Below are 22,535 nucleotides of genomic sequence, written 5' to 3'. Positions count from 1 at the left end.
ATCATATGGCAGGTACGGTGAGGCCGTTCCTGTTGCTGTTCATGGGCAGATCAGTCCGCCATGTCTTCGTGCCACGCATCGCCCGTTGTGGCGATGAAGCGGCGGGCTTCTTCCGGCCCGTAAGACCCGGCGGCGTAATGGGCCATCGGTGCCTTGTTCGCAGCCCATGCCTTCAGGGTCGGCTCAACCCAGGCCCATGCAGCTTCCACTTCGTCACGGCGGATGAAGAGAGCCGGATAGCCACGGACGGCATCCAGCATCAGACGCTCATAGGAATCTGGAATGAGGGAGCCATCAGCCGGAGCGAACTTTCCGGACATGCTGCCATGCTGGAGATCGAACCCGGCGGCGGCGGGGTTCTTGACATTCAGGGCCAGACCGAAGCCCTCATCCGGCTGGAGGCGGATCACAAGACGGTCAGAGGCAGCGGACTTGCCGAACAGGGAGGAAGCGGACTTTCTGAAAGTCACGATGACTTCGCTCACCTTCTTTGTCGAACGTTTTGCCGTGCGGATATAGAAGGGCACATCCTTCCAGCGTGGCGTATCGACATAGGCCCGCATGACGGCATAGGTCTCAGTGTGGCTGTCTTCGCCCAGCTCTTCCAGATAGCCCGGAACCGGCTTGCCCTTCATCTCGCCCTTGACGTACTGGGCGCGGACCGTCTCGCTGGCCACCTTCTCTTCAGGGATGGGGCGCAGGGCCTTCAGGACGTTCACCTTGGCATCACGGACGCTGTCCGCTTCCAGATCGGCAGGGGCTTCCATGGCGCAGAGGCTGAGAACCTGAAGCAGATGGTTCTGGATCATGTCACGCAGGGCACCGGAGGTGTCATAATAGGCGGCACGGCCTTCCACGCCCACGGTCTCGGCAGCGGTGATCTGGATGCTCTGGATGTGTTCGGCAGACCAGACGGCATTGAAGATCGGGTTGGCAAAGCGCAGGGCGATGATGTCCTGCACGGTTTCCTTGCCCAGATAGTGGTCAATGCGGAAAATCTGGTTCTCTTCAAAGAAGCGGCTCACACCGTCATTGATGGCCCTGGCGGAGGCACTGTCCGTTCCGATCGGCTTTTCCAGCACGACACGGGACTGCGGGGTGATGAAACCGAAGCGGTGAAGGTTCTCGCTGATGGCCTCGAAAAGCTGCGGTGCCGTGGAATAATAGAACACGCGGATGCGGTCAGTCGGGGACTGGTCCAGAACGGCCTTCAGGTCGTCCCAGTTATGGTCGCTCTTCGTGCCGTCCAGCGTGACGTAATGCACTTTCTTGAGGAAACGGTCGATCAGCGCAGCATCCTTGTGCTGTGCTGGCAGGAAGTTTTCCAGAGCCTCACGGGTACGGGTAATGTACTCTTCACGGGACAGGGAGGAGCGGGCGGTCCCGATGATACGGGCCTCTTCCGGAACATGCCCAACACGAAGCTGGTTGTAGAGGGCCGGGAGAAGCTTGCGCATCGTCAGATCGCCCGTGGCGCCGAAAATGACGTAGTCGAACGGTGCGGTCTGCTGAGAGTGTGCCATGATGAGGCGTACCTTTCCTGTTCTGAAACTCCGGGGAGGCAGAATTCTGTCTCTTGTCTTGTTTCTGCCCTTATTTTAGAGCCTGTTTCCTGTCCCGTTCAAGCCATAACGGATGGATAAGGGACCGGAGATGGTTGAAATGTTTTTCTCCGGCCCAGGATGGGGCTGTCAGCGCGAATTCCTGCCGGTCCGTAACGTCGTGTTCATGTTTGCATTTTCTGGTGGTTCCGGCTTTTCTGGCACACGGGTGCGGGGTCTGCCGGTCCGTGGGAGAGATGGCGGAATCTCTTTCGCCGGAATGGTATTGACCGTGACGGCGAGGGAGCGATAAGCCGCCTGAGACGACGCTGTCTGAGCAGAGTGTGAGGAGTATGTATGGGTATGGGAAGTGGTGATGAGGGTGCCATGACGGGTGGCATTGCTGTTGATCGGCTGCGGTCCATCATCGACCGTGTCGAGCGTCTGGAAGAAGAACGCAAGGCCCTGGGATCGGATATCCGTGACGTGTTTCAGGAGGCGAAGTCGGCCGGATTTGACGTCAAGGTCGTCAAACAGCTGATCCGGCTGCGCAAGCAGGAGCCTGCCGAGGTGGAAGAGCAGGAGACGCTGCTCGACATCTATCGCCGTGCGCTGGGCATGTAGGCGGTCCGTCCGTTCCTGTCCAGCCTGGGAAGGCCTTTCCTGAGGGCATGACCCTGCCTGCGGGAAAGGCTTTTTTCATGTCCGGCCCGTCAGTCCGATCTGTCAGTCCGGCATGTCCCTGTAGGTTCTGCAGGCCTGCTGGAGAACGGTGATGAAATGATGGATGAGCGGGGGCTGTTCTCCCCTCCGTATGCCGATGGCCAGCGTGGCGTGAGGAGCGGGGCGGGCGATCCTGTGGAAGGTGACGCCTCCCGTATGGAGCTGATGGAGTGACTGCGGCACGATGGAGACGCCCAGTCCGGCAGCGACCAGGGGAATGGTTCCGGCAATCTGGGGGGCCTGCTGCCCGAGGGAGGGTGTGACGCCTGCATCCCGGTAGGCTGCCAGAATGGCATCAAAGAACCCCGGCCCCAGCTCACGGGGGAAGATGATGAGCGGTTCCGTGGCCAGCCGGCTGAGATGCAGCTCCGGCACGTCGGTGAAAGGGTGTCCTCTGGGCAGGGCGATCAGGGTCGGCTCATCCAGCAGGGGGATGACCTGTACGTTGGCCTGGTCCGGCACGGGGGGACGCAGGATGGTGATGTCCATGCGGTAGGAAAGCAGGGCCTCGCAGAGGGCAGGCGTGTTGCTTTCTTCCAGCGAGAGGGTCACACCCGGTGCGATGTTGCTGAACTGCCGGATGGCGAAAGGGATGCTGGGCAGCAGGGGGACGGCCCCGGCCAGCCCGATGCGCAGATGACCTTTCTTGCCCTGGGACAGCCCGTGGGCGTCTTCGATGAACTGGCGGCGGAGATCGAGGATCAGCCGGGCATGAGGGAGCAGGGTCAGACCGGTTTCTGTCAGGGTGACGCCACGGGGCTGACGGCGGAAAAGTGACACGCCCAGTGAGCTTTCCAGTCGGCGGATCTGCTGGCTGAGCGGGGGTTGCTCCATGCCCAGCTTTTCAGCGGCTTTCGTGATGTTGCCAGTCTCGGCGATGGTGACGAAATAGCGGAAATGACGGATATCCATGATCCATATATAAAATATATGGAGATGATGGTAACTATATATTTGTAGGAGTTTTTACCCTGCCTTACAGAAGGGAGCGTTAACAACACAGGGGGCAATATGACTCGACCTTCAGGTGTAAAGCCGAACCGTCTTTTCCAGACATCCACGATGGCTGCGCTGCTGGATGGTGTCTATGACGGTGAAATGACGCTGGGTGAGTTGGTCCAGCATGGTGATTTCGGTCTGGGGACGTTTGATGCTCTGGATGGCGAAATGATCGTGACAGAAGGTGAGGTCCGTCAGTTCCGTTCCGAAGGGATTGCCTCCGGCACCACGGCGGACATGAAGACCCCCTTCGCCTGTGTGACGTATTTTGAACCGGAAAAGACGGTCACCATCGACAGGCCCATGGGCAAGGAAGAGTTCGAGGAGCTTGTCGACAGCCTGATCGACAACCCGAACTTCTTTGGTGCCGTGCGTTTTACGGGTGAGTTCGAGAAGGTAGATACCCGTACGGTGTTCTGCCAGCACAAGCCTTATCCGGGAATGCTGGAGGTCGTGGCCAAGCAGCCGACCTTCCGCATGGGCGAGATCAGCGGCATGATGCTGGGCTTCCGTACACCGCCCTACATGCAGGGGATCAATGTTGCAGGATACCACCTTCATGTTCTCAGCGATGACCGCAAGCATGGTGGCCATGTGACGGATTACCGTGTGAAGTCCGGCAAGCTGGAAGTGGCCCGTATGTCCGATCTGGAAATTTCCCTGCCCAAGACGGAAGATTTTGCCAGGGCTAATCTTCAGCCTGCCGGTCTGCATGAGGCCATCCGTACGGCAGAGGGTGGCTGAGGCTGTAGACCTGCCCGGCTGAAACAGACATTATGACTCCCGCCCGGCAGACATCCAGGGCGGGCATGATCAGGAAGACATCATGACACAGAAAAAATCCTCAAAGGCACAGACAGCTGCCGATCTGATCGTCCGTAATCTGGAAGCGCATGGCGTTGACCATATTGTTGGTATTCCCGGTGCCAAGATTGACCGTCTGTTCGAGGCTCTGGAGGATTCCCCGATCCGCACGATCGTGGCCCGGCATGAGCAGAATGCCGTTTTCATGGCTGGTGGTATCGGCCGCATTACGGGTAAGGCCGGTGTGGCCATCGCAACATCCGGTCCGGGTGTCTCCAACCTGACGACCGGTCTGGCGACGGCGACTTCCGAGGGTGACCCGGTCCTGACGATCGGTGGTGCTGTCGGTCGTGCCGAGCTGCTGAAGCTGACCCATCAGAGCATGGATACGGTCAGCATGCTGCGTCCGGTGACGAAGTACAGCGCAGAGATCGGTGCTCCGGCGGCAACATCGGAAGTGATTGCCAATGCCTTCCGTGCGGCTGAAAGCCCCCGTCAGGGTGGTGCCTTCGTCAGCGTGCCGATGGACGTGTTGAATTCCGAGATCACGGAAGACTATCCGGTGATGGGCAACCGTAACGCCGTGAAGGCTGGCCCGGCTCCGGAAGATGTCATCAAGGAAGCGGCTGCTGCCCTGAAGAAGGCCAGGAAGCCAGTTGTCCTGCTGGGCATGAAGGCCAGCAAGCCGGAAAATGCCGAGGCCATCCGTGCCTTCCTGAAGCAGACGAACCTGCCGGTTGTCGGCACCTATCAGGCTGCCGGTACTGTGTCCAGGGAGCTGGTGTCCCGCTTCGGTGGCCGCATTGGTCTGTTCCATAACCAGTATGGTGACTATCTGCTGGATGAGGCTGATCTGGTCGTGACCATCGGTTACAACCCGATCGAATATGATCCCTCCCTGTGGAACAAGAAGCCTGCCCGTCCGATCCTGAATATTGATGTTGTCCCGGCCCAGCTGGACAATGCCTTCAATCCGGAGATCGAACTGGTCGGCTCCATTGCGCTGACCGTACAGCATCTGACCCGTGAGACCGGTGCCCTGACATCCGGTGCGGCTCTGGACAAGATTCTGGAAGTCTATCGTGCTTCCCAGAAGGCCGCGTTTGCCAAGGCGAAAAGCTCCCAGCAGGGGATGCTCCATCCGCTTGAGATCATCAAGGTGATGGAAGATTTCGTGGCGCAGGACATCACGATCTGTCTGGACATGGGGTCTTTCCACATCTGGCATGCCCGCTTCCTCGAGGTTTTCCGTGCCCGTCAGATGCTGATCAGTAATGGCCAGCAGACAATGGGTGTTGCTCTGCCGTGGGCCATGTCCGCCAGCATCGTGAATTCTGCCCAGAAGGTCATTTCCGTTTCCGGTGATGGCAGCTTCATGATGTCTTCCATGGACCTCGAAACGGCTGTCCGTCTGAAGAGCAACCTCATCCACATTATCTGGGTGGACCAGCATTACAACATGGTCCGTATCCAGGAAGAGAAGAAATACGGCCGTGATGCCGCCGTGGCCTTTGGTCCGATTGACTTTGCCGCCTTTGCCCGTTCCTTCGGGGCCAAGGGTATCAACGTCAACAGCGTGGACAGCCTGAAGGCAGCCCTGCGTGAGGGCATGGAGACACAGGGGCCTGTCGTCATTGCCGTGCCGGTTGATTACATCGATAATCCGGCTCTGATGAATCCTCTGCCGGAGCTGACCAAGTAAGGTCATCCAGTCGTCACCTGATGAATCAGGGTGCATGAAGAAAAGGGGGCGTCAATGACGCCCTCTTTTTTGTTTTTATCTCGTTAAGATGAGAGTAATTATCATTTTTGCTCATGGCGTGTCATGAAGAGTTATTGTCATTCATGTGATGACTGAAGCCAGTCACATTTTGTTTTATTGATGAAGCGGGATTATTTTCATAGAATCACCCCATTATGAAAATAGGTTTATTTATTCCCTGCTACATAGATGCTTTCTATCCTCAGACGGGTATTGCAACCCTGGAGTTGCTGGAAAAGCTGGGGCAGGAGGCCGAGTATCCCATGGACCAGACCTGCTGCGGTCAGCCTATGGCGAATTCCGGATGCAATCGTGATGCCAAAGAGACGGAAGCTCTCTTCATCCGCAATTTCTCGAAATATGATGTGATCGTGTCTCCGTCAGGGAGCTGCGTGCATCATATCCGGGACAATTTCGATGCCATCGAGCAGACGGATGAGGTGCGGCACGTACGGCAGAACACCTATGAACTCGTTGAGTTCATTCATGATGTCCTGAAGGTGCGGGAATTCCCGTGGGCAGAGTTCCCTCACAAGGTCGGGTTGCATAACAGCTGTGCCACATTGCGTGCCCTGCGGACAGCCAGCATGTCCGAGCTGGGTGAACCGTTCTTCTCCAAACCCAAGACTCTTCTTTCTGCCGTGAAGGGCATTTCTTTTGCTGCACCACGACGCCCGGATGAGTGCTGCGGCTTTGGTGGTACCTATTCCGTGACGGAAGAAGCCGTGTCTGCCCGCATGGGGCTGGACAAGGTGACGGACCATCATGATGCCGGGGCGGAATATATCGTATCGGCTGACACATCCTGCATGATGCACCAGCAGGGCTGCGCTGAGCGTAATGGCGTGCCCATCCGCTTCATTCACATTGCGGAAATTCTGAATGGAGCGCGGGCATGAGCAACAGACCGGTCCCCCATGCAAAACTGGCGGCGGAGTTCCTGAAAGATGAGCCGCACCGTCATTTCCATGATGAACGCCTGTGGGACATGCGCCAGAAGCGTGACGAGCAGATGCAGATCATGCCGGAATGGCAGGCGCTGCGGGAGCAGGCATCCCGGCTGAAGGAGCATACGCTGGCCCATCTGCCCCAGTATCTGGAGCAGTTCGAGGAGAATGCCCGCCGTAATGGCATCCACGTCCACTGGGCACGGGATGGGGCGGAACATAACCGCATTGTGGAGACAATTCTCAAGGATCACGGCCATTCATCCATCATCAAGAGCAAGTCGATGATTACGGATGAATGTGAGATGCGGGAATATCTGGAGCCGAAAGGCATCAGTGTGACCGAGACGGACCTTGGCGAGCGCATCCAGCAGCTGGATAATCAGCTGCCCAGCCATGTGGTCGTGCCGGCAGTCCAGAAGCTGACCACGGATGTGGCGAAGACCTTCGCCAAATATTACCATACGGACCCGGATATTGATGATCCGCACGCTCTGGCAGAGGCACAGCGCAATGCTGCCCGTCCTGTCCTGCTGAGCGGCGACACGGGCATGACGGGTGGTAATTTCCTCGTGGCGGAAACGGGTAGTTTTGTTGTCTGCACCAATGAGGGCAATGCGGATCTGAGTGCCAATCTGCCCGATCTGCACATTGCCACGCTGGGGATTGAACGTCTGGTTCCTCGCATGGCGGACCTTGGCGTGTTCATCCGGCTTCTGTCCCGCAGTGCGCTTGGTTCCCCCATTACCCAGTATACGACCCATTTCCGCAAGCCGAAAAAGGGCGGGGAGATGCATGTCATTCTCGTGGATAATGGCCGGTCCGAACGGCTGGGGATGGATGATTTCTGGACCTCGCTGAAATGCATCCGCTGCGGGGCCTGCATGAATACCTGCCCGGTCTATCGCCGTTCCGGCGGCCAGTCTTACGGGTCTGTCTATTCCGGGCCGATCGGGGCGATCATTGACCCGACCTTCAATGCCAGGAAGTTCAGCACGCTGCCCTTTGCTTCCACCATGAATGGAAGCTGTACGAATGTCTGCCCGGTGAAGATCGACATTCATGACCAGCTTTATAAATGGCGGCGTGTTCTGGCCGAGCGGCATGAAATTCCGTTCGTCAAGCGGGAGATCATGAAGATGGCGGGTCGCCTGCTGGCCCAGCCGACCATGTACCGTCTGGCCATCAGTGGAACGGAAGTGGCCCTGAAAACTATGCCCCGCTTCGTGCTGTATAATTATCTCAATCCGTGGGGCAGACATCGTGAGCTGCCTCATCCGGTGAAGGAGACATTCCATAGCTGGTACAAAAAGAACCGCCTGAACAAGGCCGGGGCACAGCATGAGGAGACGCAGGCATGAGTGAAGAGACGATGATGAGTGCCCGTGATGTCATCATGCAGCGTCTGAGAGCAAAGAAATCTCCACAGGAGGGAGCTTATCCTCTGCCGCCAGTGGTGACACTGGGAGACCAGGACGCCAGCCCGGAACGGTTTGAGGCCAGTCTGGCCCTGATGGGTGGCAAGATGCTGCCTTTGCAGGAGGATGAGGAGATCGAGCAGGCGATCCGGCGGGTTTTCCCGGAAATGCGCAATCTCTGCACTGCCGTGCTTGAAGTGAAGGGCACGCTGCGGATTGAGGAGCTGGAAACACACGAACAGGCCGACAAGGTGGATGTCATGGTCGTGCGGGCTGCGTTTGGCGTGGCAGAAACCGGTGGTATTTTCCTCAGTGAAGTGGAGCTGAAGGACCATCTGGCCGATGTGCATCTGGCCCAGCATCTGATTGTTCTGCTCTCGAAAGATGAGCTGGTGGGCAACATGCACAATGCCTATCAGGAACGTCCGGAATTCCGGACGGCAGGTTATGGCGTGCTGATGAGTGGCCCGTCTGCCACGGCTGATATTCAGGGTGTCCTGATCCGTGGGGCGCAGGGTGTAAGAAGCCTCTCCGTCATCTGGGCCTGACGGGTTTCTGTAACAGGATACAAAAAGGGCCGTGCGTTACCATGTCGCACGGCCCTTTTTGTGTGAATCAGGGGGCTGTGTTGCGGGAGGCTGTCACACGGTCCTGAAGGTGACGCAGCAGCTCTGGCAGGCCATCCCGGCTGACACCGGAAAGCAGATGCACTTCCGCTCCGGAGGCGGCTTCCAGAGCTGCTTTGCGTTCTTCGATCTCTTCCGGCAGCAGGGCGTCACATTTGTTCAGGACGAGAACTTCCGGCTTGGCGGCCAGGCCTTCATCATAGGCTTTCAGCTCCTTGCGGATGAGCTTCCAGTTCTGGACGAAGTTTTCATCCGTGCCATCCACAAGATGGACCAGAGCGGCACAGCGTTCCACATGACCAAGGAAACGGTCCCCCAGACCGGTGCCCTCGCTGGCCCCTTCAATGAGGCCGGGAATATCGGCGATGACGAATTCCTCCACGGCATTGAGGCGCACGACACCAAGCTGAGGGTGCAGGGTGGTGAAGGGGTAATCAGCGATTTTGGGGCGGGCACGGGAGGCCACGGAGAGCAGGGTGGATTTGCCCGCATTAGGCAGCCCGACAAGCCCGACATCGGCAATCAGCTTCAGGCGCAGCCAGACCCAGCGTTCTTCCCCGGGGAAGCCCTTGTCGGCACGGCGGGGGGCACGGTTGGTGCTGCTCTTGTAATGGGCATTGCCCAGCCCGCCATCTCCCCCTTCGCAGAGCAGGACGGTTTTGTTGTCTTCATCAAGGTCGGCCAGCAGTGTCTCACGGTCTTCATCGAAGATCTGCGTGCCGATGGGAACATCAATGATGACATCATCAGCTCCGGCCCCGGTCTTGTTGGAGCCAGCCCCGTTGCCTCCCTTGCGGGCACGGAAATGCTGCGTGTAGCGGAAGTCGATCAGCGTGTTGAGGCTGGGGACGGCCCGGAAATAGATATGGCCCCCCCGACCCCCGTCGCCGCCATCCGGCCCACCGAATTCGATGTATTTTTCCCGCCGGAAGGCCACGACGCCATCCCCTCCATCACCGGAGCGGACATAGATTTTAGCTTGATCAAGAAACTTCATGGGAAGGCCGCCACAGTAAAGGGGGATAAGAAGAAAAAAGGCCGGCACCAGTGATGGAGCCGACCTCTGTTCATGCTCTGTGCCTGTCAGGGCAGGCAGAGTGCGTTATTCGGCAGCTTCTGCCAGTGCAACGGAAACATGCACCTTGCCACCAGCACGACGCTGGAAGCGCACGCGACCATCGACCAGGGAGAAGAGGGTATGGTCACGGCCCATACCGACGTTCTCACCCGGATGCACCTTGGTGCCACGCTGGCGGATGATGATGTTGCCGGCGATGACGCTCTGGCCACCAAACTTCTTCACACCAAGACGGCGGCCGGCGCTGTCGCGTCCGTTACGGCTGGAACCACCTGCTTTTTTTTGTGCCATGACTGTGTCTCCTCAGGAACGGGCGAAATTACGCGTTGATTGCGGTAATGCGCAGAACGGTGACCGGCTGACGATGGCCGTTCTTGCGACGGCTGTTCTGGCGGCGGCGTTTCTTGAAGATGATGACGGTCGGCAGACGGTCCTGTGCGACAACCTCAGCGGTGACGCTTGCACCTTCAACCAGCGGCGCACCGATCTTCGTGCTGCCTTCACCACCAACCATCAGAACATCAGAGAAGGTGACTGTGTTGCCAGCTTCGGCATCCAGCTTTTCAACCTTCAAGATGGCGTCCTTGGCAACGCGATACTGTTTCCCGCCCGTGCGGATGACTGCAAACATGCAAAACTCTCTTTATGTTACCGAAGCCTCTGGCCTTCATTCTGCCATTGCAGGCAGAGGGAATGGCCCGCTCGCTTTTTGTCATTGGTTCAGACAGCCCTCCGCACGAGGCAGGAAAACCGTAGGAACAGAGGGCTTCCATAGGGCTTTTCCTGCGTATCGTCAATAAAAAAGCAGGGTTTGCAGCATGTGGGCGGAGGAGCGGGCATGTGCCTCTTGTCATCCTGTCAGAATGTCGCCATAAGGTGGAACATTACTTGGTGATGGCAGGCCGTGTTCCTGTTGTGACATCCCAAGCCCCGGAGAGGTGCCAGAGTGGTCGATTGGGGCGGTCTCGAAAACCGTTGAGCGTGCGAGCGTTCCGAGGGTTCGAATCCCTCTCTCTCCGCCAGGATTGTTGCCCTGAAATTACGGTATATCGCTTTCTTGTCATTCATGAAATGAGCGGGGATAAAGGGGTATCGTGCGTTTCAGGGGGCTGAATGATGTCCGTATCGGATATGTTGATTGACTTCATCATTATTGTGGTCGTGGCTCTGCTGTCCTTTTCTGTAGGCCATCTGTTGGCATCAAGACGGCATGGGCACCAGAAAGCGGAACTCACTGTCCGGTTGCAGCATTCTGAGGATGAGGTGCAGCGTATTCGCTGTCAGAACGAGGCGTGTCAGGGTGAACTTGAGGCTTACAGGAGCAGGCTTCATGCGGCCGAACTCTCTGTCAACACGGCCCAGACCCAGCTGAGTGGAACCCGTGAGACGTTAAGGCGTCTGGATGACGAGCTGGCGATGTACACGGCCGAACGGGCAGAGTTGCAGGAGACCCTGAATGCCCTGCGGGAAACGCACCATCATACGGAACGAAGGATGGAGGCCGTTCTGGTAGAGAACAGGTCTCTGTCTGACGTCCTGAAAGAGACGAAAGAGGCTCTGTCTGATTATGTCAGGCGTTATGACAGTCTCTCCCAGACTTATGCAGCTCTTCAGAGTGACCATGTCGAGATCAGGACGACACTGGAGAAGAAAGAAGACCATTTCAGGGAGCAGATGCAGCAGCTTGGCGATGCCAGACAGTCTCTGCTGAAGGAGTTCGAAAATCTGGCCAACCGGGTTTTTGAGGAAAAAGGCAGAACGTTTGCCGATACCAGCCAGCTCAATATTGCCAACATGCTGAAGCCCTTCCGGGAACAGATTGAAGGCTTTCAGAAGCGCATCAATGAAGTGCATGACGTTTCCCTTCAGGGCAACGCCACCCTCAATGCTGAGATCAGGAAGGTGCTGGATATTGGCCTCCAGATGAGCAAAGAGGCAAACAGTCTTGCTTCTGCGCTGAAAGGGGATTCACAGCAGCGTGGAGCCTGGGGGGAAGCACAGCTTCGGCGTACTCTGGAAATGAGTGGCCTGATGGAAGATGCTCATTATGAGGTTCAGAGTTCTTTCAGGGATGCCGAAGGCCGCCAGAAACAGACTGACTATCTGATCAAGCTGCCGGATGGGAAACACATCATCATCGACAGCAAGGTTTCCCTGAATGCGTATGACAGGGCCATCGGAGCAGAGACGCAGGCGGATCACCAGCTGGCCATGAATGAGCATGTCAGGGCCGTGCGCCGGCACATCGATGATCTGGCCTCCAAGGATTATACTAACCTGATCGGCATTCGCAGCCCCAGCTTTGTCCTCATGTTCATGCCGATTGAGCCGGCCTATATCGATGTACTCAAGGCAAACAGGGACCTGTTCGAATATGGGTACAGGAAGGGGATCGTGCTGGTTTCCCATACGACCCTGATTCCCATTCTGCGCACGGTTTCCAATCTCTGGATGATCGAGCGGAGCAATGCGGAAGCTCGTGAAATCAGTGAACGGGCAGGGGACATCTATAATTCCGTCTGCCTTGTTGCCGAGCGGCTGAGCAAACTGGGAGGAACTCTGAATACGGCGAGCAACCATTATAACAGTGCGGTCACGGCTCTGGCGGGGCAGCAGGGCCTGTATGGCAGGGTGGACCGTTTCAGGCAGCTTTCAGCCAAGGTCAGCAGGAGCCTGCCTGCACTGGAGACGAATCATATGGATTTTGAGGCGGACCGTCTCAGTCTGATCGTTGAACCCATTGTGGAGCCGGTGCAGGACACCGAGGCGTGAAAGAGGCGTTCACCCACCCATGATCATCAGCACGAAATGTGCAGGCTCTGATCCGACATTGCGGAACCAGTGTTCCATATCTACGAGAACGGTGGCCGTGTCTCCCGCCTGAAGGGTCAGGGTCTTCCGGGCGGTGTGGATTTCAAGACTGCCCTGGAGGATGTGGAACACTTCCTGGCTGCGGGATTCATGGGCAGCAAAGTGCCGGGAGGTCATGCCCGGTGGTACGACATATTTCAGCAGTTCAATGCTGGGATTGGGGCGGGCCAGGGCGATCCGTTCAATCCCTGTTTCCTTATCGACAAAGCGCAGGTTGTCTCCGGCACGGATGATTTCTGTCGGGTCGTGCTGGAGGAGTTCCATCAACTCACAGCCCAGCCCCCGCGCAATGCTGAGGGCGTTGTGCAGGGTAGGGCTGTGCTGGCCCCGCTCGACCCGGGACAGCACGGCTGTCGAAATGCCCGTCTGTTCTGAAAGCTGATCAAGCGTTACGCCCAGACGGTTGCGGCGCAGGCGGATGGCACTGCCAAAGGCGGCATCATGTTTCTGTGGTGTCCTGTTCAATTGACTCGTCTCCGGTATTTTTCATATTAGAAAAATAGTTTTCATATATGAAAGTTGTGGTGGCAGATGGCCGTTTTCCTCAGTGTCTTTCCCATTGTCCTCACCATTCTGGCCCTTGGGGTCAGAATGAAAGCCGTCCATGCGGCTCTTCTGGGTGCTGTCGCAACGGTTGTGGCCATAGCAGTGGCGTTTCCTTTATCCATGCCCCAGATGGGGGCTGCGGTCTTACGGTGGGGGCCGATCCTGACGGAAGTCATTGCCATCATTGCTGGCGGCCTTCTGCTCTCCAACGTGCTCCAGCATAATGGGGGACAGGCCTCTCTGGCAAAATGGATTGAGGAACGGTCAGGCAAGAATATCGGAACGATCCTGCTGATCGTGCATGGCATAACCCCTTTCGCTGAATCCGTTACAGGGTTTGGCATAGGCATTACCGTTGCCATTCCTCTGCTGGTGCATCTGGGGCTGCCTGCATCACGTGTGGCCGTGGTTGGCCTGATGGGGCTGTGTGCCGTTCCCTGGGGATCGATGGGACCGGGAACGCTGATTGCCGCCACAATGGCAGATGTGTCCTTTCATGACCTCGGCATCGTGTCGGCAGTCATCAGTTTCATTCCTTTCACGCTGACGGGCATGGCCGCAGCCCTGCTGAGCGGGTCTGCCGAACATCGTGGACGGGACGTGTTCTATGGGTTTCTGTCCGGTCTGTGCCTGACCCTGCTGGTAACGGGGATGAATCTGGTGTTTGGCACAGTTCCGGCCGGTGCGCTGGGGTCCCTTGTCATGATCGTCTTTTATCTGATGCTGGGCGGGAAGAGACCGGTGCCCTCTCTGAACCGGGAAGGGTGGACGGCCCTTCATGGTTATGCCGTCCTGCTCTCTGGTGTTCTGCTGACGGGCTGGATCGTCAGTCTGCTGGGGCTGCCTGCTGGCTGGCATTATCTGGCGTCACCGGCTGTCTGGCTGTTCGTGGCGTCCATCTTTGCGGCAAGAGGGTGGCCTCAGAGACTGCCTGTACAGAAAGCGTGGAATGCATGGGTGCAGAGTGCCTCCGTGACCGCACTGTTTCTCATCATCGGCATCCTGATGTCCGTGTCGGGCATGGCGGAATGCCTTGCCCGCACCCTGGCGCGGACAGGGCCAGCCTATGCCCTGATGGCTCCTCTGGGTGGTTTCGTGACGGGGTCGAATAGTGGGGCCAATGCCATGTTTGCGGCAACGCAGGCGGATATTGCCCGGTCACTGCATGTCAGCGTGCTGTGGTTCATGGGCATTCACAACGTGGCCGCATCTTTCCTGCTGATGGCGTCTCCCAGCAAGATTGAGATGGCCTTGCAGCTCATTCCAAGAGCGACAGGGACGGACAGGCATTGGATTCAGAAGATGGTCCTTTTTGTCTCCATCTTTGTGGTGCTGGCTTTGATGCTGCTGTCCTGCCTGTTCCTGTTGTCTGTCTGCTGATGATAGCTTTATGGCTTATTGCATGAGGGAGCCATTTTAATGGCTTCTCGTGTGGATCTGTTTTTAGCAGTGGGTATTCATTGCTGAGAGAAGAGCTTCCGTATGGATGCTCAGCGTGTCCAGACATGGCAAGGGAACTGGTTGATCTGAGAACAGGAGTGGCAGTTCTGTACAGCCCAGAATTATGGCCTCTATGTTATGCTGCCGCTGCATCTCATTGATAATTTCGAGGATTTTCTTTTGTGTAGCGGGGTTGACGATCCCAACCTCCAATTCAGAGGCTATTTTTTCCGATAGGAATCGGATGCCATCTTCGTTGGGAATGAAGATGTCGATACCTGCTTCAATGAAGGGTTTCCTGAAAAAGTCCTCCATCATCGTGAATGCTGTTCCCAGCAGGCCTGCCCGTTTGATGTTTTGCTCTACAGCTTTGTCTCTGGTTGCATCCACCATGCTGATGAGCGGTACGGCAGAACGCTCACATAATTTTTTGAAAACGATATGCGGGGTATTTCCGGTAAGGGCAACGATTTCACATTCTGCCCGGATAAGATTGTGAATACTTTTCATGAGATATTCTGTTAGTGAGTTATAGTCACTCTGTGAGCAGAAGTTTAGTATATCAAATACATTGACGCTATCAATATTTATATTTGGGAAGAAGTCTTTTCCAGACATCTCCTTTGCGCCATATACTATTTTCTTGTAATATATAAGTGTTGACTCTGGGCCTGTCCCACCAATCAATCCAAGCTTCTTCATTTTCTATCCTATAAGATAAATCGAGGATGTAAGTGTATGCTGGTATCAGCCAGACGAGCAAGAGACTGAGGGGACAGACATTCGGGTGTCAGGTCATTCCAGAGGCCGGACAGGTCACGCAATGCACCTGAACTGTCAATCAGTCCGGGTTTTTCGAGGCCATCAAGGCGATAGCGGCAGAGTTTCGTCATGAGGCCTGTTTCTCTGCAACAATGTAGTCCGGTTTTTCATAAATGATTTACGACTCTGTAGAAAAACGGTCTGGCTGTAAAGCTGTCCGGGACGTCTTTTTGTGGTCCGTGCTGCCGGGCTGGTCAGGCACAGGCCCTCATGATGCGAGGGCTGGGCATGAAGCTGGTCCGTTTACTGGAAGAGGGACAGGATGTTCTGTGACTGACCATTGGCGATGGAGAGGGACTTGATGCCGAGGGACTGTTTTGTCTGGAGGGAGGTCAGTCTGGCAGATTCAGCCGACATGTCAGCGTCCGTCAGGGCACCGGAAGCAGCCGTGAGAGAGTCGGACGATTTCTGGCCGTAGGAACTTATGGATTCGATGAGCTGCTGGTAGGCACCGAGATCGGATGTGACATTGGTCATTGCCTGAATGGCATCCTGGGTGATCTGGATCATTCTGGGAAGACGCTGCGACATGGCCGAGGCATTGAAACCGTCGCTGATGCGGGCGCCATCAGGGGTGGCTGTCAGGAAGTTGTTTACGGAGGGGTCCTCACCAGGCATGGCACTGCCGGGTGTCATGCCGAACAGTTCTGTCGTGATGTGGCCAATCCCGTAACCGGTCGTAAGGCCAATCATGTACCCGTAGCTGCTTATGGTCTGCGTATCTCCCTGAAGGCTGGTGACAAAGGTCAGGCTGTTGGACGTGATGCCCAGCCCGTCGCTCGTACCGCTCAGCGTTCCACCGGAGAGAAGGTTGACGCCTTTCACCGTGGCATTCCGGGCGATGGTGTCGATGCTCTTCATGTACCCCGTCAGTTCCTTGTTGAGCTGGCCGAGGAATGAGGCGTTGCCGATGTTGTTGCCGACAGTTGTCACGGCATTCTGGACATCCTGCAGAATCTTGATGATGCTGTTGGCCGCAGTATTGGTGGCACTGATGACCTGAGAGGCGTAACTCAGTTCGTCATTGACGGCACTCTGCCCGGCAATGTCCCCGCCAATCTGTGAAGCAATGCCGAAAGCTGCCGGATTGTCGGAGGCATTGGCCACCTTCTTGCCGGTGGAGACGGCATTTTCCGTATGGGCCAGATCATTCTGTGTGGTGTTCAGTGTTTCCAGGGCAACCATGGAAGACTGGTTCGTGTTGATGGAAAGACTCACGGTCTTTTCTCCCAGTTCATTGATGCGGAACCAACGGCAGGTCTGCCGGCTGACGCAGGAAAACACGAAAATTTTACAAGTATCTTGCATTTTGAATCAAAAAAGCAGTTTCACTGTCTTTTTCATCAGTCATTTTAGAGTTGTATTAATTTTGACCATGTAAGCACGTGACTGTTTACAGGGCGAAAAAATAATCCATTCCTTAATTACCTGAAGGGACTTCAGTCTGCACAGTGCTCATGACGACAAGGTGTCGTCATGAGGATCACGGCTCGGCACGTCCTTCGGCCATCTGGTGCAGTTTCTCCGCAATGATCTCACAGCGTTGCAGGAACGCCCTCCGGCTGTAATGCTGCTCTATATGGTGCTTTGCCGCCTGACCGTAGCTGTGCAGCAGGCCGGGATTCTGGAAAATCTCTGCCAGCGTTTCGCAGACTGTTTCAGGAATTCGGTCGGGCTGGAGCAGGAAGCCTGTTTTTCCGGGCTGTACGCTGTTGCGCATTTCTCCGACAGGAGTGGCCATGACGGGCAGGCTCATGTTCATGGCCTCATGGGCGGCGAGGCACATGCCTTCATACCGTGAGGGCTGGGCATAAAGCTGAAGCGTGCTGAGAAAGGCCGGAACATCCTGCTGGAAGCCTTTCAGGGAAACATGTTTTTCCAGCCCGTGCTTCTGGATGAGGGCTTCCAGCTCGGCACGCTGGGGGCCATCACCAGCGAAAGACAGATGAACAAGGTCAGCCCATGCGGGATGCCGCTCCCGGAAGAGGGCCATGCCGTCAATGAGCAGAGGATAGTTTTTCACTTCATGGAGTCGCCCCGTACTGCCGATGTGCAGCACTGTCCGGCCATCCCAGTCGGGAGCGGGGTGGGTATTGGGCGTGGCAACATAGAGGGGCCAGGAGGTGATCTTCTCTGGCGGGATGTGCATTTTTTCCTGAAGAAACCGGGCCACATAGGAGGAATCGGCAACCCAGAGCCGGGTGATGCGACGGCCCGCTGTGGTGGTGAAGCGGATGCTGGCACTGTTCTTCCAGCTCACGACCGGGATGTTCAGGATTTTTCCGGCAAGCTGGCCCAGTAATGTAGCACGGCTCAGCGATGTCCAGATGATGTCGGGGCGGTTCCGGCGGAGCAGACGCAGGAGACGGAAGAGGGTGAGGAAAAAACTGCGGCGTCTGGTGTCGAGCAGGCGGTAGGGGATTCCGGCCCGTTCCAGATGGGGAGCTGCCCCCATGTCACGGGGTTCACAGGCGGTGACATCGACATGATGGCTGCACTGTTCCAGGGCATTCACGATGTCAGGAATGGCGAATTCGGCACCGCCCGTTTCCAGGCTGGTGACAAGGTAATGAATTTTCATGGAGGGCAGGGTCTCGGGCAGGGAAAGATTGCGGAACTCTGCCGCCATGAGGGAGGGAGATCAAGCCTTTTCCAGAGCGACCTCATGGGGAGGTTCATGGCCGGGGAAAACCGAGAAACCTGTGCCGAGGAAGGGACGGCTGGCATCCAGGAAGTCTTCATTGGTGCGCAGCGTGTGCTCGACCACCACGAGATAGGTCAGGGCACGGGTGATTTCCAGCCGGATGATGGCTTCATGGTCCTGCGTGTCCAGTTCACGCAGGCGGCGTATGGCGGCACGGGTGAGGCGGGCGGCCCGGTCATGCCGACGGTAGGCATGTTCGATGTGGTAGAGAACGAGCGTGATGGGGCGGCGGGCACTTTCCGGCAGATATTCACGGTTCAGAAGGCTGCGGAGCCGAATGATGTTTAGCCCCAGTGTCAGGGTTGCCAGCGTGCCCTGTATGCCTGCTTCCACGACAGGCGTCATGACGGTGGCATGACGGATCAGGCGGGAGAAGCGGTCCGTGCTGTGGCCGATCCATGTGCTGATCTGGGGCGTGCTGTTCAGGTTGGCGAGGTTGCGGAGTTCCCGCAACGTGGCCCTGCGCAGACGGAATCCTTCGGCCTTGCTGTCGAAGGGAAGAATGCTGCGGAAGATCAGCACGGCTGTCACGCCGGAGAGCATGATGGCCAGATTCGTGTTGTAGAATTTCGTTTCATCAATGATGTGATGATTCTGGATGCCCAGCATGAGCGGCATGAGCAGATTGAAGGCCGAGGCCGCCGGGGCCGTGGCGGGGTTGGCACGGGCGAGGCCGCCAATCATCATCGCACAGGAGAGGATGAGCACGAGCGGTTCATAGGTCGTGACCATGGGAATGAAGATGAAGCAGAGCAGCCAGGCCACACACCATCCTATGGCCAGCCCCTTGAGGAACTTGACGGTTCCCAGCACGGGGTTTTCCTTCGTGGCGAACAGGCCGCAGATCAGGGCCGTGATGCTGATGAGCGTGTTGCCGTTGGACCATGCCGTCACCTCATAGATGAGGGACGTGACCAGAATGGCCAGAGCGGCACGGAAGCCATTATTAAAGGCAAGCCGTCCATCCCGGTGTGTGTGGTGTCGGAACTGGAAATGATCGCCACGGATGGTGTGGGTGCTGGCGTGATACTCCGTGATGGCTTCTTCAAGATCACCGATCAGGTCTCCAAGGGATGAGAAGAGGATGCGTTCATCCAGTGCGGAGTTGGTGATGACGGTTTCCTGTTCCTGCGTATGTGTCTCCATGCCGGATGCGGGGACGAGCTTCTGCCGGTGCGGTGTCGCATAGCGGCGGCAGATGTCCCGGAGATGCTGGAGTTCGGCAAGAAGTTCCGAGGTTTCCTCTTCCTTGCCAAGCCGTCCTGAGAAGGTGCGGAGGAACTGGATGAAGGCCCGGACAACCGTATCAAAATCCCTGTGATTGTCGGAGAGAAGGGCCAGCCGTGCCGCCATGCCGAAACTGCGGGACAGGAGGGCGGACACCGCTGCCAGAGCAGCCCGGGCATGGTCGCCTTCATGCCCGTGGGCACCCATCTCCACCTCGGCAAATTCGATCTGATCATTGATGGCAAGGATGGTGCCGAACAGATTGCGGGCCTCTGTCAGGGCACCCGTTTCCTGCTGGAGGATATGATAGAGGGTGTCGGCCACCAGAGTGAGGGCTGATTCCAGTTTCTGGCGGATCTTGAGATGAGCCAGCCGGTCCTGGTTGAAGGCGAAGAGAAGGCCGATGAAGGCCTCGCAGAGAACGCCCAGAATGATGTAACTGGCCCGGGACACGGCAAAGATGAAGATGTTGTCCGTATGGGGGACGACATCCATGCAGATGATGGCACAGGTATAGCCGGAAAGAACCAGAGCATAGGAGCGGAAGTTGCTGACGAAGGTCGCCAGCCCGCTGCACAGGCCAATCCACAGGGCGATCAGCGGGAAGAAGAGCCACGGTGCCTGAGGGTAGATGCCCACGAAGATCAGGGCCGCTGTCCCGCCGATCAGGGTCCCGATGATACGCCAGCGGGCCTTGGAAAGACTTTCCCCACGTGTCAGCTGGGCCACGGACCAGACTGTCATGGGGGCCCAGATGGGGCTGTCCAGCTCCAGCCAGAGGGCAATGCCCAGAGAGAGGCAGGCGGCAATGGTCGTCCGCAGGGCAAAGAGGAACCCGTTCAGGGATGGAACGAATATCCAGTAGAAAAAGGGAGGTAGCTTGAAGTTCAGAAAGGTTGGAAAATGGGCAGTCATTGTGCATCCAGTGGCATTCAGGATAGAAGAGTACTTTTCTTCGGATATAAATGCGAGAGGGGACACTTATAATTGAACGGTAATATCAGAATGCTTTTTTTAGGGAGGATAATTTTGTAGAAAGTAAACAATAAATCTTTTCACATAAGAAAAAACATAATACCATAATAAGGTTAAGGAATATATGCGGGAGGGTTAGGTGATGAAAGAGAAATTTTCAGTTAATGACTGTCAAGAAATTTCGGATACTGAGCGTGGGAGGATTCTTGAGCTCACGGTTGATATTGTTATGGCGAAATTGGCTGGATCGGATGTTTCTGCGGATGCGTTGCCAAGATTGATTCGCCAAGTTTATGGTGCCTTGGCCGATTATGGGTGTAGCAATGAAGAAGTAGTGGAATATTGTAAATTGCAGCCTGCGGTACCAGTGCATAAGTCAGTTTATTCAGATTACATCATCTGTTTGGAGGATGGCAGGAAACTCAAGATGCTCAAGCGTCATCTGAAGAGCACTTATGACATGACCCCGGACCAGTACCGTGACAAATGGGGCCTGCCGGCCGATTACCCCATGGTGGCTCCAGCCTATGCTGCCCGGCGTTCTGAACTGGCAAGAACGATTGGTCTTGGCCGTAATATTGGTGTCTCTGCCGAGAATAAACGGGATAATGAAAGTAAATCCTGAAATCTTTCATTAACCACGCTCTTTAAAAGGCCGGGTTTTCCCCGGCCTTTTCTGTGAGAGGGCATTTTTTCTTGACGTTTCTGCCGTTCTCTTGTCACCCTTCACGGAGTGATCAGTGGCGGAGAGTAGGATGACACGCTCGGAGTTTGTCGCTTTATTGACGTCCCGTCTGGAAGGCCTCTCCAGGGAAAAAGTCGGTCAGGCCGTTGATGGGGTTTTTGCTCACATTGCTACTGGCCTGGCTGCCGGAAACCGTGCCGAACTGCGGGGCATAGGCAGCTTCGGGACACGCCAGCACACGGCCCATCAGGGAAGGAACCCCCGGACGGGCCAGTCTGTTGCCGTTGAAGCCAAACGTGTTCCCTTTTTCCGTGCAGGCAAGGAACTGCGCAGCAGGGTCAATCAGCCGAATAAATGAACGGTTCTGCACTGTGTGAGGGAACGTCCCTGCCCGTCCGTGCCGTGCTGAGTTCTTCCAGCAGGAAGTCCCGGAACACGGAAATGCGTTTGGAGCTTTTCAGCTCTTCCGGATAGACAAAGAAGGCTTCTGCCAGCGGGCCATGAACGTCCGGAAGGATGCGGACAAGGTTGGGATGGGCAGAAGCGGTATAGAAGGGCAGGGTACCGATCCCGTTGCCCTGTGCAATGGCCATGCCGACCGCAGCAATATTGTTGACGGCAAGAGGAACACGGGGGTGAAGGATAATTTTTTCCTTGACCAGCCGTTCGATCAGCCAGTTTACATGCGGCAGGGGCAGATGCCAGCCGGCGAAACCGATCAGGCTATGGTTGGCAAGGTCTTTCAGAGTGGTGGGCGTGCCGTGTTCTTCCAGATATTCCTTGCTGGCATAGATGGGCATGTGGAAACTGGCCAGATGACGCTGGATCAGGTCAGGCTGGGTCGGGGGATGAAGGCGGATGGCCACGTCCGCTTCACGCATGCTCAGGTCGAGATCAGAGTCCTCCAGAAGAAGCGTGACTTCAACATGTGGGTGCTGTTCCACGAAGCGGTGCAGGCGGGGGGTCAGCCAGGAAAGGCCGAAACCGGACGTCGTTGTGACCTTGATCTTCCCGGCGGCTTTCTCCCGGTTTTCGCTCAGGAAAGCCTGTGTCAGGGCCAGCTTGGAAAAGACCTCACGCGCCGTGCGGTGAAGCACTTCGCCCTGTTCGGTCAGGATCAGGCCACGGGCATGACGGTGAAAGAGGGGAACGCCCAGCACGTCTTCCAGAGCGGAAATCTGGCGGGAGACGGCAGACTGGCTCAGGTTGAGTCGGTCGCCCGCATGGGTGAATGAGCCTGCCTCGGCCACGGTGTGAAAAATACGAAGTTTGTCCCAGTCCATTTTTTGATTCCCGTATGCCCCTTCGCAATAATCATGGCCAGCTCTGCTCATAACGCCCCACATCGTAGCCTTAACTGTATGTCT

21 protein-coding genes and 1 tRNA gene are annotated in these 22,535 nt (G+C 56.5%); 11 read left to right on the top strand and 11 right to left on the bottom strand.

Translation table 11 applies throughout. From position 1 onward, the window contains the following. Positions 1 to 50: 50 nt before the first annotated feature. Positions 51 to 1,523 (bottom strand): glucose-6-phosphate dehydrogenase, encoded by a 1,473-nt coding sequence (gene zwf / locus NQF87_RS03060; protein ID WP_266126934.1) that lies wholly within the window; start codon positions 1,521 to 1,523, stop codon positions 51 to 53. A 375-nt stretch (positions 1,524 to 1,898) separates the two neighbouring features. On the opposite strand from zwf, the gene NQF87_RS03055 reads away from it, so the two are divergent. Further along, complete coding sequence (locus tag NQF87_RS03055) at positions 1,899 to 2,165, top strand: DUF2312 domain-containing protein (protein WP_266126933.1); 267 nt, start codon at positions 1,899 to 1,901, stop codon at positions 2,163 to 2,165. Positions 2,166 to 2,267: 102 nt separating this feature from the next. On the opposite strand, the gene NQF87_RS03050 is transcribed toward NQF87_RS03055, so the two are convergent. After that, complete coding sequence (locus tag NQF87_RS03050; RefSeq protein WP_266126932.1) at positions 2,268 to 3,176, bottom strand: LysR family transcriptional regulator; 909 nt, start codon at positions 3,174 to 3,176, stop codon at positions 2,268 to 2,270. A 99-nt stretch (positions 3,177 to 3,275) separates the two neighbouring features. Here NQF87_RS03050 and budA point away from each other — a divergent pair, with 99 nt between their 5' ends. The 5 genes from budA to NQF87_RS03025 all read left to right on the top strand — a co-directional run bounded on the left by budA (position 3,276) and on the right by NQF87_RS03025 (position 8,742). Next, positions 3,276 to 4,007 (top strand): acetolactate decarboxylase, encoded by a 732-nt coding sequence (budA, locus tag NQF87_RS03045; RefSeq protein WP_266126931.1) that lies wholly within the window; start codon positions 3,276 to 3,278, stop codon positions 4,005 to 4,007. A gap of 82 nt (positions 4,008 to 4,089) precedes the next feature. Beyond that, a complete protein-coding gene (gene alsS / locus NQF87_RS03040; protein ID WP_266126930.1) occupies positions 4,090 to 5,769 on the top strand; it encodes an acetolactate synthase AlsS in 1,680 nt (559 codons plus the stop codon). 215 nt (positions 5,770 to 5,984) lie between these two features. Next, positions 5,985 to 6,728 (top strand): (Fe-S)-binding protein, encoded by a 744-nt coding sequence (locus tag NQF87_RS03035; protein ID WP_266126929.1) that lies wholly within the window; start codon positions 5,985 to 5,987, stop codon positions 6,726 to 6,728. Then, a complete protein-coding gene (locus NQF87_RS03030) occupies positions 6,725 to 8,137 on the top strand; it encodes a lactate utilization protein B (protein ID WP_266126928.1) in 1,413 nt (470 codons plus the stop codon). Before NQF87_RS03035 ends, NQF87_RS03030 begins: the two co-directional genes overlap by 4 nt. A 14-nt stretch (positions 8,138 to 8,151) precedes the next feature. Then, positions 8,152 to 8,742 (top strand): LutC/YkgG family protein, encoded by a 591-nt coding sequence (locus NQF87_RS03025; RefSeq protein WP_266127040.1) that lies wholly within the window; start codon positions 8,152 to 8,154, stop codon positions 8,740 to 8,742. Positions 8,743 to 8,809: 67 nt separating this feature from the next. Here NQF87_RS03025 and obgE read toward each other — a convergent pair whose 3' ends face one another. The 3 genes from obgE to rplU form a co-directional block, all read right to left on the bottom strand. After that, a complete protein-coding gene (gene obgE, locus NQF87_RS03020) occupies positions 8,810 to 9,817 on the bottom strand; it encodes a GTPase ObgE (protein WP_266126927.1) in 1,008 nt (335 codons plus the stop codon). Positions 9,818 to 9,922: 105 nt separating this feature from the next. Continuing rightward, positions 9,923 to 10,189 carry a 50S ribosomal protein L27 gene (gene rpmA, locus NQF87_RS03015; RefSeq protein ID WP_043559867.1) on the bottom strand — a complete coding sequence of 89 codons (267 nt, stop codon included), beginning with the start codon at positions 10,187 to 10,189 and terminating at the stop codon, positions 9,923 to 9,925. A 28-nt stretch (positions 10,190 to 10,217) separates the two neighbouring features. Beyond that, positions 10,218 to 10,529 carry a 50S ribosomal protein L21 gene (gene rplU, locus NQF87_RS03010; RefSeq protein WP_266126926.1) on the bottom strand — a complete coding sequence of 104 codons (312 nt, stop codon included), beginning with the start codon at positions 10,527 to 10,529 and terminating at the stop codon, positions 10,218 to 10,220. A 301-nt stretch (positions 10,530 to 10,830) separates the two neighbouring features. Between rplU and NQF87_RS03005 the strand changes: the two genes are divergently transcribed. Both NQF87_RS03005 and rmuC read left to right on the top strand, forming a co-directional pair. After that, positions 10,831 to 10,920: transfer RNA gene (locus tag NQF87_RS03005), tRNA-Ser, on the top strand. A gap of 91 nt (positions 10,921 to 11,011) precedes the next feature. Next, complete coding sequence (rmuC, locus tag NQF87_RS03000) at positions 11,012 to 12,670, top strand: DNA recombination protein RmuC (protein WP_266126925.1); 1,659 nt, start codon at positions 11,012 to 11,014, stop codon at positions 12,668 to 12,670. A gap of 9 nt (positions 12,671 to 12,679) precedes the next feature. On the opposite strand, the gene NQF87_RS02995 is transcribed toward rmuC, so the two are convergent. After that, positions 12,680 to 13,234 (bottom strand): helix-turn-helix domain-containing protein, encoded by a 555-nt coding sequence (locus NQF87_RS02995; protein WP_266126924.1) that lies wholly within the window; start codon positions 13,232 to 13,234, stop codon positions 12,680 to 12,682. Between the two features lie 66 nt (positions 13,235 to 13,300). On the opposite strand from NQF87_RS02995, the gene NQF87_RS02990 reads away from it, so the two are divergent. Beyond that, entirely contained in the window at positions 13,301 to 14,695 is a 1,395-nt protein-coding gene (locus NQF87_RS02990) for an L-lactate permease (protein WP_266126923.1), read from the top strand. A gap of 63 nt (positions 14,696 to 14,758) precedes the next feature. On the opposite strand, the gene NQF87_RS02985 is transcribed toward NQF87_RS02990, so the two are convergent. From NQF87_RS02985 to NQF87_RS02970, 4 genes are all read right to left on the bottom strand, one after another. Beyond that, a complete protein-coding gene (locus tag NQF87_RS02985) occupies positions 14,759 to 15,457 on the bottom strand; it encodes an aspartate/glutamate racemase family protein (RefSeq protein WP_266126922.1) in 699 nt (232 codons plus the stop codon). Between the two features lie 363 nt (positions 15,458 to 15,820). Continuing rightward, positions 15,821 to 16,795, bottom strand: coding sequence for a flagellin (locus NQF87_RS02980; RefSeq protein WP_266126921.1), 975 nt, complete (start codon positions 16,793 to 16,795; stop codon positions 15,821 to 15,823). A gap of 265 nt (positions 16,796 to 17,060) precedes the next feature. Continuing rightward, positions 17,061 to 18,206, bottom strand: coding sequence for a glycosyltransferase (locus NQF87_RS02975; RefSeq protein WP_266126920.1), 1,146 nt, complete (start codon positions 18,204 to 18,206; stop codon positions 17,061 to 17,063). 12 nt (positions 18,207 to 18,218) lie between these two features. Beyond that, complete coding sequence (locus NQF87_RS02970) at positions 18,219 to 20,423, bottom strand: FUSC family protein (protein ID WP_266126919.1); 2,205 nt, start codon at positions 20,421 to 20,423, stop codon at positions 18,219 to 18,221. Positions 20,424 to 20,625: 202 nt separating this feature from the next. Between NQF87_RS02970 and NQF87_RS02965 the strand changes: the two genes are divergently transcribed. Then, on the top strand, positions 20,626 to 21,108 hold the full coding sequence (locus NQF87_RS02965; protein WP_266127039.1) for a MucR family transcriptional regulator: 483 nt from the start codon (positions 20,626 to 20,628) through the stop codon (positions 21,106 to 21,108). Between the two features lie 130 nt (positions 21,109 to 21,238). Continuing rightward, positions 21,239 to 21,526: an HU family DNA-binding protein gene (locus NQF87_RS02960; protein ID WP_266126918.1), complete on the top strand. Its 288-nt coding sequence runs from the start codon at positions 21,239 to 21,241 to the stop codon at positions 21,524 to 21,526. On the opposite strand, the gene NQF87_RS02955 is transcribed toward NQF87_RS02960, so the two are convergent. Further along, a complete protein-coding gene (locus NQF87_RS02955; protein ID WP_266126917.1) occupies positions 21,507 to 22,451 on the bottom strand; it encodes a LysR family transcriptional regulator in 945 nt (314 codons plus the stop codon). The two genes, NQF87_RS02960 and NQF87_RS02955, sit on opposite strands and share 20 nt — an antisense overlap. Between the last annotated feature and the right edge of the window lie 84 nt (positions 22,452 to 22,535).

Origin of the sequence: Bombella dulcis (assembly GCF_026385505.1) — a bacterium.
Classification (GTDB): domain Bacteria; phylum Pseudomonadota; class Alphaproteobacteria; order Acetobacterales; family Acetobacteraceae; genus Bombella; species Bombella dulcis.
Note: the sequence above shows the minus strand (reverse complement) of the source record. Positions and strands in the feature narration are given on the sequence as shown.